The organism is Streptomyces sp. NPDC031554 (assembly GCF_055580685.1).
Map to the genome: position 1 here is coordinate 270,225 of NZ_JBVIKX010000001.1, position 15,960 is coordinate 286,184.

Sequence of the window (15,960 nt, forward strand, 5' to 3'; positions counted from 1 at the left end):
CCCACTCAATGTGCGCGGTCGCCCAGGGACCATCCCCGCGGGTGCGGGGAGCAGCCCGGAGGCGTTGAGGGTGGTGTGGTCGGCGACGGGACCATCCCCGCGGGTGCGGGGAGCAGAGCACGCGCTGCAACCTCGACGTCCTCGGCACCGGACCATCCCCGCGGGTGCGGGGAGCAGACGGCCCCTCAAAACGGACAGGACCCCAGCTCGGGACCATCCCTGCGGGTGCGGGGAGCAGCAGTGCCCTTGATCTTCCAGGTGCCGAACGTCGGGACCATCCCTGCGGGTGCGGGGAGCAGTGCGCGTACTGCGGGAGTTCGGCGGCGGAGCCGGGACCATCCCTGCGGGTGCGGGGAGCAGGTCCGGAAGGATCTCCGGCTGTGTGGCGAGATGGGACCATCCCTGCGGGTGCGGGGAGCAGGGCATGGTGCCCGGCGCGCATTCGGTCGACCCGGGACCATCCCTGCGGGTGCGGGGAGCAGTCGGCAGAGGTGCGGCGGTGCTGGTCTGCTCGGGGACCATCCCCGCGGGTGCGGGGAGCAGCCGGACGAACTGTCCTTCCCGGTGCGTGAGGAGGGACCATCCCCGCGGGTGCGGGGAGCAGAGGGCGCCGGCGACCCAGATGCCGTGTGAGTCGGGACCATCCCCGCGGGTGCGGGGAGCAGTTGATCAGGGAAATCTTGGGCTTGGCGTGCCCGGGACCATCCCCGCGGGTGCGGGGAGCAGTCGACGATGATGGAGTTCCGCGCCTTCAGCGCGGGACCATCCCCGCGGGTGCGGGGAGCAGCCACAGGACGTCCTGCTGGGCCTCACGGCGCCGGGACCATCCCCGCGGGTGCGGGGAGCAGGCCGTCGGCACCTTCTCCAACACCCTCGCCGAGGGACCATCCCCGCGGGTGCGGGGAGCAGCCCATGACCTTCAGGCAGAACCGCAGGACGGCGGGACCATCCCCGCGGGTGCGGGGAGCAGGACCACGTCCAGCTCATCCCCGCCCTGCGGGAGGGACCATCCCCGCGGGTGCGGGGAGCAGATCCGGCATCGCAACTTCGAGACGTCCGGGTGGGGACCATCCCCGCGGGTGCGGGGAGCAGGACGGCGGCCGTACGTGGGCCCCCCTGCGGGAGGGACCATCCCCGCGGGTGCGGGGAGCAGACGGAGCCTCACCCGCTCCGGCGGCGGGGGGAGGGACCATCCCCGCGGGTGCGGGGAGCAGGGCCGGAACAACGGGGGCGGGAAGTTCCACAGGGGACCATCCCCGCGGGTGCGGGGAGCAGATCACTCCCGTGGCTTTGACGAGGTTCGGGAAGGGACCATCCCCGCGGGTGCGGGGAGCAGCGAGTGTGTCGGCCGACGCGGCCATCGCGACGGGGACCATCCCCGCGGGTGCGGGGAGCAGAGGAACGCCATGTGAGCCGACTTGCCGGAGGTGGGACCATCCCCGCGGGTGCGGGGAGCAGGAGCGGTCCGGGCACGGGATGCACGTCCCATGGGGACCATCCCCGCGGGTGCGGGGAGCAGGGGCCGAGCAGCTCGGGCACCATGGGGGCGATGGGACCATCCCCGCGGGTGCGGGGAGCAGCAAGGCGCGCGGCCCGAACAAGACGTACGTCGGGGACCATCCCCGCGGGTGCGGGGAGCAGGTCCTGGCCGAGCGTGGTGGGCGAGCCGAGCAGGGACCATCCCCGCGGGTGCGGGGAGCAGGCCGATCCGGAAGGCCCTCGCGTGAAGGACGCGGGACCATCCCCGCGGGTGCGGGGAGCAGACGGGCCTCGTCGCGGTCGAGGAGGCCGCGGCGGGACCATCCCCGCGGGTGCGGGGAGCAGTTCTGTTCGTCCATGTCTCCGACGTAGACGACGGGACCATCCCCGCGGGTGCGGGGAGCAGGCCTTCCGCCAGCAGTCCCTCGCCGCCCGCTCGGGACCATCCCCGCGGGTGCGGGGAGCAGCTCAACGGACTCACGGGCGGGGACAGCGGACTGGGACCATCCCCGCGGGTGCGGGGAGCAGCGTGCGCCGCCGCATCACGTAGGAGAACCCCCGGGACCATCCCCGCGGGTGCGGGGAGCAGGTACGAGGTAGGTGCATTACACCCTTACGTGTGGGGACCATCCCCGCGGGTGCGGGGAGCAGTCAGGACAGCTACCGCAAGGGGGACCGGATCCTGGGACCATCCCCGCGGGTGCGGGGAGCAGTTGATCTGCCACAGCCCCACACACCCGATGGAGGGACCATCCCCGCGGGTGCGGGGAGCAGTGGACTTCCACGCGCGTTCCGCGGCCGTTGTTGGGACCATCCCCGCGGGTGCGGGGAGCAGACTGGTTGAGCTGCGGGTTTGGTGGTCGCGGGAGCGAGTTTTCCATACTTTCACCGATTCCGGCACATGGAACATAAGGCACATGCACTCCTGGGCTGCCCGTCCGTCGGTCAGTGGATCGCCACATGCGTTCGGCAATTCCGGGGAGCGCATTATTCTCACGTCACCCGCAGTGCGGGCTTATTTTCTGAAATCTGCCCGCACCTCTCCGATATGCCTGTAGGTCTTTGTCATGACCAGTGGGGGGACCTCCCGCTCTGGCCTGCTGTCGCGCCTTCAGGCGCCGGCAAGGTCGGTGTGGGCGAAGCATGATCGGGATGCTGACGGATGGCTGCCCCTGTGGCGGCACATGGAGGACAGTGCCGCTGTCGCGGGCCTGCTGTGGGACGAGTGGCTGCCGGCCGGCGTGCGGGCGCTGATCTCCGAGGAGTTGCCGGGCGGAGAGGAGGACGGGCGCAGGCTCGTCGTTTGGCTTGCGGGGGTCCACGACATCGGCAAGGCCACTCCCGCCTTCGCCTGTCAGGTCGACCAACTCGCCGATGTCATGCGTGACGCGGGCCTGGAGATGCGCTCTCGCCAGGCCATGGGGCCGGACCGGCGGTTGGCTCCGCACGGACTGGCGGGTCAGGTGCTGCTTGCCGAGTGGTTGGAGGAGCGGCACAGCTGGGCGGCGAGGCAATGCGGCCAGTTCGCTGTCGCCGTGGGCGGACATCATGGGGTGCCGCCGGAGAGCAGCCAGGTCAAGGCCCTCTACGACCATGAGGAATTGCTACGGACTCCGGGCCGCAGCAGCGGTGTGTGGCGTCAGACGCAGACGGAGCTGCTGGATGCGTGTGCCGAGCACTTCGGCGTGCGGGACAGGATCAGCCTCTGGAAGGCGGTGAAACTGCCTCAGACCGTCCAGGTGCTGCTGAGCGCGGTGGTCATCGTCTCGGACTGGATCGCCAGTAATCCCGATCTGTTCCCGTACTTCCCGGAAGGTGCGGCCCGCACGGGTGAGGAACGTCTGGCTGCGGCATGGCGGGGGTTGGACCTGCCGGCGCCGTGGCGGGCGGACGATCCGGCCGGGGACGCGCAGGAACTGTTCGGGGGGCGGTTCGGGCTTCCGGCCGGCGCGAAGGTCCGCCCGGTCCAGGAAGCGGCCGTAGAGCTGGCCCGTGCGATGGAAGTGCCGGGGCTGATGGTCGTCGAGGCCCCGATGGGAGAGGGGAAGACCGAGGCCGCGCTCGCGGTGGCCGAGATCTTCGCCGCGCGCTCCGGAGCGGGAGGGGTGTTCTTCGCCCTGCCCACGATAGCGACGGGCAACGCGATGTTCCCGCGGTTGCTGGAGTGGCTGGAACGGCTGCCCGGCAGCGGCGGATCCCGGCGCTCCGTGCATTTGGCGCACGCCAAGGCGGCTCTCAACGAGGAGTTCGCCGGTCTGCTGGCCCGTGGCGGGCGGGTGGCCGCTGTCGACGTGGACGCTGTGGTTCCCGCGCCGCGGTCGGGCGGCGAGGGAAGGGTCGCGAGCGGTGAGCTGGTGGCGCACTCGTGGCTGCGGGGCCGTAAGAAGGCGATGCTGGCGTCGTTCGTGGCAGGCACCGTGGATCAGTTGTTGTTCGCCGGGTTGAAGAGCCGTCACCTGGCGCTGCGTCATCTGGCTGTGGCGGGAAAAGTCGTCGTGATCGACGAGGCGCACGCCTACGACACCTACATGAGCGTCTACCTCGACCGGGTACTGGCCTGGTTGGGCGCCTACCGCGTTCCGGTGGTCGTGCTGTCCGCGACTCTTCCCGCGGCCCGTCGCCGCGAGATGGTCGAGGCGTACGCCGGAGTGACCGGCACCGGGGCGGAGAGCGTGTGGGGGGACGGGGAGTACCCGTTGCTGACCGCGGTCGCCCCGGGCGGTGTGCCGGTGGTGCGGTGCCCGGAGGCGTCGGCCCGGGCTGTGGATGTCCGGGTGGAGCGGCTGTCCGACGGTCTGGACGTCCTCGCGGACAGGCTCGAGGCGGAGCTGGCGGACGGCGGGTGTGCCCTCGTCGTGCGGAACACGGTCGGACGGGTGTTGGAGGCCGCCCGGGTGTTGCGGGACCGATTCGGCGAGGACGCGGTCACGGTGGCGCACTCGTGCTTCGTCGATGTCGACCGCGCGGCCAAGGACAGCGATCTCCTCAGACGGTTCGGTCCGCCCGGCAGGGCGACCGGGCGGCCCTCCGGGCGGCACATCGTCGTGGCGAGCCAGGTGGCCGAGCAGTCCCTGGACGTCGACTTCGACCTGCTGGTCAGCGACTTGTGCCCGGTGGACCTGTTGCTGCAGCGGATGGGCCGGTTGCACCGCCACCGGCGCGGCGAGAACCAGGAAGGGCGCCCCGCGCGGCTGCGTACGGCCACATGCCTGCTGACCGGCGTGGACTGGCAGTCCGACGTGCCCGCCCCGGTGCGTGGATCGGCCGCCGTGTACGGGGCCTATGCGCTGCTGCGGTCCGCGGCGGTCCTCGGGCCGCATCTGGACGGCGGGCCGGCGCGTCCCGTACGGCTGCCCTCGGACATCAGCCCGCTCGTGCAGGACGCCTACGGAGAGGCTTCGGTGGGGCCGCCGTCCTGGGCCGGTTCCTTCGAGGAGGCCCGGGCGAGGTTCGACCGCTTCCGGGCCGGTCAGGCCGAGCGGGCCGCCGTGTTCCGTCTCGGTGACGTGGACCGGCCGGGGCGGGCGTTGTTCGGGTGGGTGGCGGCAGGGGTCGGTGACGCGGACGACACCCGGACCGGGCGGGCTCAGGTCCGTGACAGCCGGGAGAGCCTGGAAGTGGTCGTGGTGCAACGCCGTGCCGACGGCAGTCTGACAACGCTGCCCTGGCTGAGCCCGGACCGAAAGGGCCGACAGCGCGGTGGGCTCGTCCTGCCGCAGGACCAGGTGCCGACGCCGTTCGCGGCGCGCACGGCGGCGAGTTGCGGGCTGCGGCTGCCGATGCAGTTCTCCTACGCCGAGACGCTGGACCGCGCGATCGCCGAGCTGGAGCAGCTGTACGTACCGGCGTGGCAGGGCAAGGACAGCCCGTGGCTGTCCGACCAGCTGATTCTCGCGCTCGACGAGGACCGTCAGACCCGGCTGGCAGGATTTTCGCTCCGCTACAGCCCGTTGGACGGCCTGGAGGTGACCCGTGCCTGAACCCACTGGAAGCAGTGCGTCCTGTGTCCCCTTATTCGATCTGACCGACCAGCCGTGGGTCGGGGTACTCATGCGGAACGGCACCCAGACGGAGTTGTCGCTTCGTCAGGTTTTCGCTCAGGCCGACGACGTACGACGCGTCGTCGGGGATCTGCCCACGCAGGAGTTCGGCCTGCTACGGCTGCTGCTGGCCATCGCTCACGACGCCCTGGACGGTCCCGAGGACATCGAGCGATGGGGTGAGCTGTGGGCGGATCCCGAGTGCTTCGACGGGGTCAGAACGTACCTGGAAGCCCACCGTGAGCGGTTCGATCTCCTCCACCCCGTAACGCCGTTCTTCCAGACGGCCGGGCTGCGGACGGCGAAGGACGAGGTGTTCTCCCTCGCCCGGATCGTGGCCGACGTCCCCAACGGGGAGCCGTTCTTCACCGCCCGGATGCCGACAGCGGAGCGGCTCTCCTTCGCCGAGGCGGCCCGCTGGGTCGTGCACGCCCACGCGTACGACACCTCCGGGATCAAGTCCGGGGTGGTCGGCGACGACAGGGTGAAGAGCGGCAAGGTGTACCCGCTGGGCACCGGCTGGGCCGGGGCGTTGGGCGGTGTCTTCGCCGAGGGTGACACGCTGCGGGAGACGTTGCTGCTGAATCTGGTGGCCGCCGACACCGACACGTTGGAGTGGACGTCGGGTGACCGGCCGGCCTGGCGGCGCGAGCCGTGTCCGCCGGGAGGGGCCGAACGCACTCCCACCGGTGTGCGTGATCTGTACACGTGGCAGACGCGCCGACTGCGCCTTCACCACGACGCGGAGGGCATCACCGGCGTCGTTCTCGGTTACGGCGACCCGCTCGCCTCCCGGAACATGCACCGGCGCGAACCGATGACCGCGTGGCGGCGCAGCCTCACGCAGGAGAAGAAGCTGCGTCGGTCGCCGATCTATCTGCCCCGCGAGCACGATCCCGCACGCTCCGCCTGGCGCGGCGTCGCCTCGCTCGTCGCCGACCGCTCCGAGACCGCACAGGGCGCGGAGGCCGCCCCCTATCTGCGGCCAGGTGTCCTGGACTGGGTGGCTCGGCTGGTCACGGAGGGAGAACTGCCGCGCGGTTTCCTGATCAGGGCCCGGGTCGTCGGAGCCCTGTACGGGACGCAGCAGTCGGTGATCGACGAGGTCGTCGACGACCACGTCACGATGCCGGTGGTGCTGCTGCACCGGCAGGACCGCGTCTGTGCGCGGCAGGCGATCGGCGCGGCCGAGGACGCCGACCTCGCCGTGCGGGCCCTGGGTGACCTCGCCACCGATCTGGCGCGTGCGGCCGGCGCCGAGGGGGACGGGCCGAGATCGGCAGCCCGTGACGTGGGCTTCACCGAGCTGGAGAACCCCTACCGGACGTGGCTGATCGCCCTCGCTGACGTCGACGACCCGTTCGAGGCGCGCCGCGCCTGGCAGCACGAGGTGCACCGGATCATCAGCCGGATCGGTGACCGCCTCATCGCCCAGGCCGGTGATGCCGCCTGGCAGGGCCGGACCGTCGCCGGCAAGAAGGGCACGCAGTGGCTGAACGCGGGCCTGGCCGACAAATGGTTCCGTGGGCGGCTGTCCAGAGCGCTGGGAGACCCGCACGGCAGTCGGGATGAGCAGCTTGGCGACGGCCCTGCCGAAGGCGGCCCGCCGGACGGTCCCGGCCCCGCGACGCCCGATCCCTCGGTGACCGACCCGGAGGTGCCCGCATGACCACCGTCTCAGCCCCGCCGACCGTCCGCTCAAGAGTCGCCGATCTTGCCGCGACGCAGATCGCCGGATGGCAGGAGGGCTATCTGAAGGACCGCCCCCGGGACGTCGCCGCCCTCGCCCGGCTGCGCCGCGGGGCGGGCCGCGAGCCCAGTGCGCTTCCGGACCTGTGGACACTGGTCGACACCGGCCCGCTGCACATCCGTCCGGAGGGCGTGCGACCTCTGGGCGAAGCAGAGTTGGTACGTGCGGAGAACGCGCTGCACGCGGCCCTCACCCTGTGGGCGTTGCACCAGCAGTCCCGCGGTGCGCGCATGCACCGTCCGCACGCCCCGCAGCGGCCGGCCGGGCTGGGGGCGGCCGTGCGGCGCCTGATGCCGCCGAACGACATCGACGAACCGGTGCGCAAACGGCTGGTGCGTGCCGGGACCGCGGCCGACCTGACCAGCCTGTCCCAGCGGCTGCGCGACCTGGTCGTACTGCTGCGCCGTCAGGACGTCCCGCTCGATTACGGCCTGCTCGCCGGGCAGCTCTACACCTGGCAGGCGCCCGGCGGCGGCGACACCGTCCGCCGCGAGTGGGGCCGCTCCTTCCACTCCTGGCAGCCGCCGGCCGAGCAAGCCTCCGGCGACAGCGCCGACACCGCCCCCGCCCGGACCCCCGACAGCGACAAGGACGCCTCGTGACCCGCATCTTCCTGGACGTGCACGCCCTGCAGACCGTCCCGCCCAGCAACATCAACCGCGACGACACGGGCGCGCCGAAGACGGCCGTGTACGGAGGCGTACCGCGTGCGCGGGTCTCCAGTCAGGCGTGGAAGCGGGCGACCCGCACCTATTTCGAGGACGAGCACCTGCTGGAGCCCGGTGAGCTCGGTGTGCGGACCAAGAAGGTCGTGGAGGTGCTCGCCGAACGGATCACCGCTCTCGACCCGTCTCTCGGGGAGGAGGAGGCGCTCGCCCTCGCGGACGAGACGGTGAGGGCGGCCGGGCTGAAGACCGAAGTGCCCAAGCGGAAGGCCGACGCGGCGAAGGAGACGGGGGTCGCCGCGGCGCCGGAGGCGAAGTACCTGGTCTTCCTCAGCGCACGGCAGTTCGACGGTCTGGCCCGCCTCGCCGTCGAGGGTGCCGCCGACATCACGGCGTTCCTGAAGGAGAAGAAGAACAAGGAGAAGGTCAAGGAGATCGCGGACAGCCGGCACTCCGTCGACATCGCGTTGTTCGGGCGGATGGTCGCCGACGCCGCCGACTACAGCGTGGACGCGGCCGTGCAGGTCGCGCACGCCATCAGCGTGCACCGGGTGGAGAACGAGTCCGACTACTACACCGCCGTCGACGACCGGAACACCGACGAGGAGACCGGCGCCGGCATGATCGGCACGGTCGACTTCAACTCGGCGACCCTGTACCGGTACGCCGCCCTCGGCGTGCACCAGCTCGCCGCCAACCTCGGCCAGGGCCTACGCGAGGACGAGCCGCGCACCGAGCCGGTGCGCCGTGCCGTCGAGGCGTTCGTGCACGGCTTCGTCGCCTCGCTGCCCACCGGGAAGATCAACACGTTCGGGCACCACACCCTGCCCGACGCCGTCGTCGTCAAGCTGCGCACGACCCGGCCGATCAGCTTCGTCGCCGCCTTCGAGGACCCCGTCCGCGGCGACCAGGGCGGCCACGTGCGCGACGCCTGCGACCGGCTCGCCGCCTACATCCCCGACATCGAACGCGCCTACGGCGACGCGGAGTCCACACTCACCTGGGTGCTGCGTGTCGGCCCCAACACGCTCAAGCTCGCCGACGTGGGCACCGAGGCCGACACCCTGGGCGACCTCGTCACCGCCGTGGGCCGAGCGGTCGCGGAACGGCTGGACGAACCGGCATGAGCAGCGTGCTCGCCCTGCGCCTGGCCGGACCCCTGCAGTCGTGGGGCGCCTCCTCGCGCTTCACCCGCCGCACCACCGAGTCCGCACCCACCAAGAGCGGTGTCGTCGGACTCCTCGCCGGCGCCGTCGGCATTCAGCGCGACGACGACGCGCGCCTCGCGCCGCTGGCCGCACTGCGGTTCGGCGTACGGATCGACCAACCCGGCACCCGTGTCAGAGACTTCCAGACCGCGCACCATGGTGTGACCGGTAAGTCGATGCCGTTGTCCGAACGTTTCTACCTCGCGGACGCCGTCTTCGTCGCCGCTGTCGAGGGCGAGCACACGCTGCTAGCCGAACTGGACGCCGCGGTGCGGACACCGGTGTACCCGCCGTTCCTGGGCCGGCGCTCCTGCCCGCCGGCCGCACCCCTCGAGCTGGGCCTGTACCAGGACGCCCGGCTGGAGTCGGTGCTGGAGAGCGTGCCGTGGCAGGCGTCCACCTGGTACCGCAGAAGGCTGCGCAACCAGCGCCCAGACGGGCTGACCGTGCTGCGCGAGGCGGCGGCCGACGAGCGCGGCACCGCCGACGTCCTGCGCGATCAGCCGCTCAGCTTCGCCGCCGCGCACCGCCGCCACGCCCTGCGCACCGTCGTGACCGGCACCGTGCCCGTTCCCCAGCCGGAAGCTGCGGCGGTGAACGTGGCACGGCACGACCCATTCGATGCTCTGGAGGATGAGAGCAGCTGATGTTCCTCTCCCGCTTCCGCGTGAACACCGCACGGCCCGGCGCCCGCCGTCTGCTGTCGTCGCCGCAGACCATGCACGCGGCGGTCATGTCCTCGTTCCCCGGCCTGCTGCCCGGTGATGTTCCGAGCCCGGACGCGCCGCGCGTGCTGTGGCGCGTGGACCACCAGGCGCGCGCCGAGGTGCTGCTCTACGTCGTCAGCCCCGACCGCCCCGACCTGACCCACCTGGTCGAGCAGGCCGGCTGGCCGGCCGTGGCCGACCCACAGGAGCCCGGCTGGCAGACCCGGCCGTACGGACCGCTCCTGGAACGGCTGGCGACGGGCGACCGATGGGCCTTCCGGCTGACCGCCAACCCCGTCCACACGATCCGCCGCACCGACGGCGAATCCCGCAAGATCACCGCGCACCTCACGCCCGTCCACCAGATGGACTGGCTGCTTCGACGCCAGGACTCCTGCGGCTTCCGCGTCCTGGAAAAGCCCGGCGCCGAGCGTCTGCTGCCCGGCGGCACGACCTATCAGGGCAAGCACGAGCACCACGGCGACCGGTACGAACTGTCCGTCGGTGCCCAGCAGAACCTCTCCTTCGACAAGTCGCGCAGCGCGGGCGGAAACCGGCGGGGCAAGCCGGTCACCCTGGTCACCGTGACCTTCGACGGCCGGCTCGAAGTCACGGACCCGGACGCGCTGCGCCGCACCCTCACCCAGGGCATCGGCCGTGCGAGGGCCTACGGCTGCGGCCTCATCACCCTCGCACCGCTCGCCCCGCGCGCACAGCAGGCCTCATGACCACGGTCTCGCAGCGCACGGCGCTGACCCCGCGGCATCTCACCCGCGCCGCCGAGCGCGTCTCCTTCATCTACCTGGAGCGGTGCACCGTCCACCGGGACGCCAACGCCATCACGGCGCAGGACGCGGAGGGCACCACCCACATCCCCTCCGCGACCATCGGCACCCTTCTCCTGGGGCCCGGAACGCGCATCACCCACCAGGCGATGAGCGTCCTCGCGGAGACGGGCGCGGCCGTGTGCTGGGTCGGCGAGCACGGTGTACGCCACTACGCGGCGGGCCGCGCGCTCAGCCGCTCCTCCGCCCTCATGGAGGCGCAGGCACGGCAGTGGGCCAACACGCGAACCCGACTGGCCGTGGCCCGGACGATGTACCGGATGCGTTTCCCCGACGAGGACCCCGCCGGTCTGACCCGCCACGAACTCCTGGGCCGCGAGGGACGCCGCGTCAAGGCCTGCTACCGGGCCGAGGCCGCCCGTACCGGCGTCCCGTGGCGGGGCCGCCAGTACGTCCCCGGCGACTTCGGCAGCGGCGACCCGGTCAACCAGGCCATCACCGCGGCCGCCCAGTGCATGTACGGGACGGCTCACGCCGTCGTCGCCTCCCTGGGGTGCAGTCCGGCCCTCGGCTTCGTGCACTCCGGTCACGAACTCTCCTTCGTGCTCGACATCGCCGACCTCTACAAGACCGAGATCGGCATCCCCCTGGCGTTCGACGTCGCGGCACAGGGCGCGGAGGACGTCGGCTCCCGGACACGTCGCGCCCTGCGGGACCGCATCCACGAGACCCGCCTGCTCGACCGCTGCGTCGACGACATCAAACGCCTGCTCCTGCCCGGAGGGGACGACCGGAGCGGCACCGGCGACGACCGGGACGTGGTCACGCTGCAGAGCGACGGCGGCCGCGAGGTGCCCTCCGGACTCAACCACGACGGGCGTGACGACGGGCATGACGACTACGAGCGGGTGAGCTGGTGACCGTCATCGTCCTCACCAACTGCCCCGTGGGGCTACGCGGTTTCCTGACGCGCTGGCTGCTCGAGATCTCCGCCGGCGTGTTCGTGGGCAATCCATCGGCCCGCATCCGCGAAACACTCTGGAACGAGGTCCAGCAGTACGCCGGTCAAGGCCGCGCCCTGCTGGCCCACACCACGAACAACGAGCAGGGCTTCACCTTCCTCACCCACGACCACGCATGGCACCCGATCGACCACGAGGGCGTCACGCTGATCCATCGCCCCGCCCCGAAACCGCCCTCGGAGTCGAACGGCCCGACACCTACGCCTTCAGGCTGGAGCAAGGCGGCCAAACGCCGGCGCTTCGGACGAGGCCAATGAGCACCGATACCACTTTGAGGCAATTGCCGGTTTCCGCAAAAGTACTCCAAAACCAGCCCACCCCGAGATAAAACCCCAGGTCATACAGTCTGCTCCCCGCACCCGCGGGGATGGTCCCCACGGTGGAGGGCGAGGGCCCCCGCGAGGGTGCTGCTCCCCGCACCCGCGGGGATGGTCCCGACGAGCTGGTCCACCTGCTGCGCGTCTCCGACTGCTCCCCGCACCCGCGGGGATGGTCCCCTCCGTCGTCCGCTTCCTCCGGGCGGCCGGCTCTGCTCCCCGCACCCGCGGGGATGGTCCCGCCAACGGTTCCTTCACCCCGATCTCCGACTGCTGCTCCCCGCACCCGCGGGGATGGTCCCATGGCGGACCTGGAGGACGGGATCACAGACTTCTGCTCCCCGCACCCGCGGGGATGGTCCCACGCCGAGCTGCGTGAGCTTGTTCGTCACTTCCTGCTCCCCGCACCCGCGGGGATGGTCCCCGGGAGGCCATCGGCCGGGCCTACGAGGAGATCTGCTCCCCGCACCCGCGGGGATGGTCCCGCGTCCCGAGGGTGGGGCCGCGAACACGTCCACTGCTCCCCGCACCCGCGGGGATGGTCCCCACCAGAAAGTGAGGCCCCAGTGGCCACATCACTGCTCCCCGCACCCGCGGGGATGGTCCCTGCGGGCAGAGCTGCGGGCCGGGGAGGAAGTCCTGCTCCCCGCACCCGCGGGGATGGTCCCGCACCTCTTTTTCTGGCGCGACAACGACGAGACTGCTCCCCGCACCCGCGGGGATGGTCCCAGCAGCGACAGAGGAGTTGATCCATGTCCGACCTGCTCCCCGCACCCGCGGGGATGGTCCCTTTTGATCCACTCTCCCCGGCCGGGCCATGATCTGCTCCCCGCACCCGCGGGGATGGTCCCGCGCCGAAGGGCCGCTCCGCTTTCCCGGCCTGCTGCTCCCCGCACCCGCGGGGATGGTCCCCGGGAGGCACTGCACGGCGGTACGCCCTCCCGGCTGCTCCCCGCACCCGCGGGGATGGTCCCGGCGGCTCGTCGCTGTAGCCCTGGCCCCTGCCCTGCTCCCCGCACCCGCGGGGATGGTCCCCGCCGAACCGCCAGAGGGTCATCACCTCGGCCCTGCTCCCCGCACCCGCGGGGATGGTCCCCAGGCCGGGGCCGGGGCCACCCTGACCTACGGCCTGCTCCCCGCACCCGCGGGGATGGTCCCACGGCGGACGTGCCGGTGACGGAGGTGGCGCCCTGCTCCCCGCACCCGCGGGGATGGTCCCCACCACACGGCCGCTCACCCCTTCTCTCGGATCTGCTCCCCGCACCCGCGGGGATGGTCCCTGGACGGGATCCTGCTGGAGGACATCGAGGGCCTGCTCCCCGCACCCGCGGGGATGGTCCCTCCTCGCCCGCGCCGCGGACATCACCGCACGCCTGCTCCCCGCACCCGCGGGGATGGTCCCTGCTCGTTGCCCTGGCCCCGTCGCTGGTGTCGCTGCTCCCCGCACCCGCGGGGATGGTCCCCGGCCTGCTGCGCGGTGAACACCGACCGGCCGCTGCTCCCCGCACCCGCGGGGATGGTCCCGAAACGTGTTCGCCCTGCTCCCACCGGAACCGCTGCTCCCCGCACCCGCGGGGATGGTCCCACCCGCTGGAGCCGGGCCCGTAGCTCGGGAATCTGCTCCCCGCACCCGCGGGGATGGTCCCCTCCAGCGGATCGGCGACGAGCACCCGAACGTCTGCTCCCCGCACCCGCGGGGATGGTCCCAACTTGGCCTCGGCGCCGGACGGCCAGCGGGCCTGCTCCCCGCACCCGCGGGGATGGTCCCGCGTCGCGGGCGGCCAGCTCCCGGCCGATGTCCTGCTCCCCGCACCCGCGGGGATGGTCCCTCCTCCGCAACGTCACCGAGGTCTACGCCGCCCTGCTCCCCGCACCCGCGGGGATGGTCCCGTCACGCCCGTCTCCTCGTCGACGAGGGTGATCTGCTCCCCGCACCCGCGGGGATGGTCCCCACCGTGTCCTCGGCTGCGGGGACGGTGTCGGCTGCTCCCCGCACCCGCGGGGATGGTCCCGGGACGCGTGGCGCGAGGCGTACCGAGTGAGCCTGCTCCCCGCACCCGCGGGGATGGTCCCATGTGGCGGAGGCCGCTGGCCGAGATGCTGATCTGCTCCCCGCACCCGCGGGGATGGTCCCTTCACCGCCCTGTACGACGGCACGAACGCAGTCTGCTCCCCGCACCCGCGGGGATGGTCCCCCTTGCACGCCGCGTCGCCGGTGACCCGCCACCTGCTCCCCGCACCCGCGGGGATGGTCCCCCAGCCGTGACCAGCAAAGACACCCTCCGAGACTGCTCCCCGCACCCGCGGGGATGGTCCCATCGTGTTGACTCAGATTCGGTAGCCGGTCAGCTGCTCCCCGCACCCGCGGGGATGGTCCCGCGTCGCGTTTCTCTCCGCGCAGTACGCGGCCCTGCTCCCCGCACCCGCGGGGATGGTCCCGAGATAAGGCCCTGTCTCAGCGGCCTTTTCCACTGCTCCCCGCACCCGCGGGGATGGTCCCATCACCAACTCCGGGTTCCAGGTCTTCCTGTTCTGCTCCCCGCACCCGCGGGGATGGTCCCCGCCGGTACCACAGGCCGATGTACTGCGCTTTCTGCTCCCCGCACCCGCGGGGATGGTCCCCCCCAACCCACCCCGAACGGCCGTCAGACGGCCTGCTCCCCGCACCCGCGGGGATGGTCCCCGTGCGGACACAGCGACCGTGGCGAACACGTTCTGCTCCCCGCACCCGCGGGGATGGTCCCGCCATCGCGGCGCGGTTGAACGCGGCCAGGGACTGCTCCCCGCACCCGCGGGGATGGTCCCCCCGACGTCGAAACCATGGCCTGCCTCTCCGGCTGCTCCCCGCACCCGCGGGGATGGTCCCAGGCCGGAAGCGGCTGACGACGGTCAGCTGTTCTGCTCCCCGCACCCGCGGGGATGGTCCCGTGGCGTAGTCGCCGGGCGGGTAGACGAAGGCCTGCTCCCCGCACCCGCGGGGATGGTCCCGGAGCGTGCGTCGGCCAGCAGCCGGATACGGGCTGCTCCCCGCACCCGCGGGGATGGTCCCTTCCCGCCCTTCCTGCCCTTGGCGGGGCGAGCCTGCTCCCCGCACCCGCGGGGATGGTCCCAGTTTGCCAGTTGCCCGTGACGGTGTGGAGGTCTGCTCCCCGCACCCGCGGGGATGGTCCCCCGGCCGGCGTGACCGTGTCGGCGGTGAGGCCCTGCTCCCCGCACCCGCGGGGATGGTCCCCCATTCCGCGAACGGCTCATCATCGGCACACACTGCTCCCCGCACCCGCGGGGATGGTCCCTGCCGGCGAAGGGTCACCGCGGACAGCGATTCCTGCTCCCCGCACCCGCGGGGATGGTCCCGTCAGCAGGTGCGACACCTCCGTACCGCGCTGCTGCTCCCCGCACCCGCGGGGATGGTCCCGCTCCCCGCGGCTGCTGCCCGTCGAGCGCGCCCTGCTCCCCGCACCCGCGGGGATGGTCCGAAGGCGTCGTACTCGCGGGTGTACTCCAGGAACTGCTCCCCGCACCCGCGGAGATGGTCCCGCCCGGCGGCACGGTGGGTTCCCCGTACGTCACTGCTCCCCGCACCCGCGGGGATGGTCCCGACGAGGGCGCCGAGTCGGCCGTTCCGACGCCCTGCTCCCCGCACCCGCGGGGATGGTCCCAAGGCCGAGCGCTACGGCATCAGCTCAGGCGACTGCTCCCCGCACCCGCGGGGATGGTCCCGCGTCGAACCCGGGGGTGCTGATGGCTCCGCCCTGCTCCCCGCACCCGCGGGGATGGTCCCCCGACCAGTGCCCAGTGGGCCCAGTCGACTCCCTGCTCCCCGCACCCGCGGGGATGGTCCCGTCTTGCGGCGGTCCTTCTCGTGCTTGGTGCGCTGCTCCCCGCACCCGCGGGGATGGTCCCGTCGGCGCCATCCTCGCCGAGAACACGCAGGTCTGCTCCCCGCACCTGCGGGGATGGTCCGGCGGGATCTTTTCGTGTTCCCCC

At 72.2% G+C, this 15,960-nt stretch carries 8 protein-coding genes and 2 CRISPR repeat arrays (2 of these 10 running past the window's edge); all 8 genes read left to right on the forward strand.

The features are described from left to right. Positions 1-2,314: a CRISPR direct-repeat array (repeat unit 29 nt; unit sequence GGGACCATCCCCGCGGGTGCGGGGAGCAG) (it extends 951 nt beyond the left edge of the window). 349 nt (positions 2,315-2,663) lie between these two features. The 8 genes from cas3 (at position 2,664) to cas2e (ending at position 11,913) form a co-directional block, all read left to right on the forward strand. Next, positions 2,664-5,459 carry a CRISPR-associated helicase Cas3' gene (gene cas3, locus ACZ5FU_RS01160; protein WP_469044070.1) on the forward strand — a complete coding sequence of 932 codons (2,796 nt, stop codon included), beginning with the start codon at positions 2,664-2,666 and terminating at the stop codon, positions 5,457-5,459. Between the two features lie 70 nt (positions 5,460-5,529). After that, on the forward strand, positions 5,530-7,188 hold the full coding sequence (casA, locus tag ACZ5FU_RS01165; protein WP_451777442.1) for a type I-E CRISPR-associated protein Cse1/CasA: 1,659 nt from the start codon (positions 5,530-5,532) through the stop codon (positions 7,186-7,188). Further along, the gene (gene casB, locus ACZ5FU_RS01170) at positions 7,185-7,871 is read left to right on the forward strand and encodes a type I-E CRISPR-associated protein Cse2/CasB (protein WP_451777445.1); all 687 of its coding nucleotides are present in this window, start codon (positions 7,185-7,187) and stop codon (positions 7,869-7,871) included. The genes casA and casB overlap by 4 nt, the downstream gene beginning before the upstream one ends. Next, positions 7,868-9,061, forward strand: a complete 1,194-nt coding sequence (gene cas7e, locus ACZ5FU_RS01175; protein WP_451526201.1) for a type I-E CRISPR-associated protein Cas7/Cse4/CasC — start codon at positions 7,868-7,870, stop codon at positions 9,059-9,061. The genes casB and cas7e overlap by 4 nt, the downstream gene beginning before the upstream one ends. Then, a complete protein-coding gene (cas5e, locus tag ACZ5FU_RS01180; RefSeq protein WP_451526200.1) occupies positions 9,058-9,789 on the forward strand; it encodes a type I-E CRISPR-associated protein Cas5/CasD in 732 nt (243 codons plus the stop codon). The genes cas7e and cas5e overlap by 4 nt, the downstream gene beginning before the upstream one ends. Further along, positions 9,789-10,577, forward strand: a complete 789-nt coding sequence (cas6e, locus tag ACZ5FU_RS01185; protein WP_451777448.1) for a type I-E CRISPR-associated protein Cas6/Cse3/CasE — start codon at positions 9,789-9,791, stop codon at positions 10,575-10,577. The genes cas5e and cas6e overlap by 1 nt, the downstream gene beginning before the upstream one ends. After that, on the forward strand, positions 10,574-11,554 hold the full coding sequence (gene cas1e, locus ACZ5FU_RS01190) for a type I-E CRISPR-associated endonuclease Cas1e (RefSeq protein WP_451526198.1): 981 nt from the start codon (positions 10,574-10,576) through the stop codon (positions 11,552-11,554). Before cas6e ends, cas1e begins: the two co-directional genes overlap by 4 nt. After that, the gene (gene cas2e, locus ACZ5FU_RS01195; RefSeq protein WP_451526197.1) at positions 11,551-11,913 is read left to right on the forward strand and encodes a type I-E CRISPR-associated endoribonuclease Cas2e; all 363 of its coding nucleotides are present in this window, start codon (positions 11,551-11,553) and stop codon (positions 11,911-11,913) included. The genes cas1e and cas2e overlap by 4 nt, the downstream gene beginning before the upstream one ends. Before the next feature lie 89 nt (positions 11,914-12,002). Further along, positions 12,003-15,960: direct repeats of the CRISPR family, unit length 29 nt; unit sequence CTGCTCCCCGCACCCGCGGGGATGGTCCC; it runs 160 nt beyond the window's last position.

What these genes read in the sequence shown, in the direction of transcription:
- cas3 (WP_469044070.1), top strand. Translation starts at nt 2,664, where the DNA reads ATGGAGGACAGTGCCGCTGTCGCGGGCCTGCTGTGGGACGAGTGGCTG.
- cas1e (WP_451526198.1), top strand. Translation starts at nt 10,574, where the DNA reads ATGACCACGGTCTCGCAGCGCACGGCGCTGACCCCGCGGCATCTCACC.
- casB (WP_451777445.1), top strand. Translation starts at nt 7,185, where the DNA reads ATGACCACCGTCTCAGCCCCGCCGACCGTCCGCTCAAGAGTCGCCGAT.
- cas5e (WP_451526200.1), top strand. Translation starts at nt 9,058, where the DNA reads ATGAGCAGCGTGCTCGCCCTGCGCCTGGCCGGACCCCTGCAGTCGTGG.
- casA (WP_451777442.1), top strand. Translation starts at nt 5,530, where the DNA reads ATGCGGAACGGCACCCAGACGGAGTTGTCGCTTCGTCAGGTTTTCGCT.
- cas6e (WP_451777448.1), top strand. Translation starts at nt 9,789, where the DNA reads ATGTTCCTCTCCCGCTTCCGCGTGAACACCGCACGGCCCGGCGCCCGC.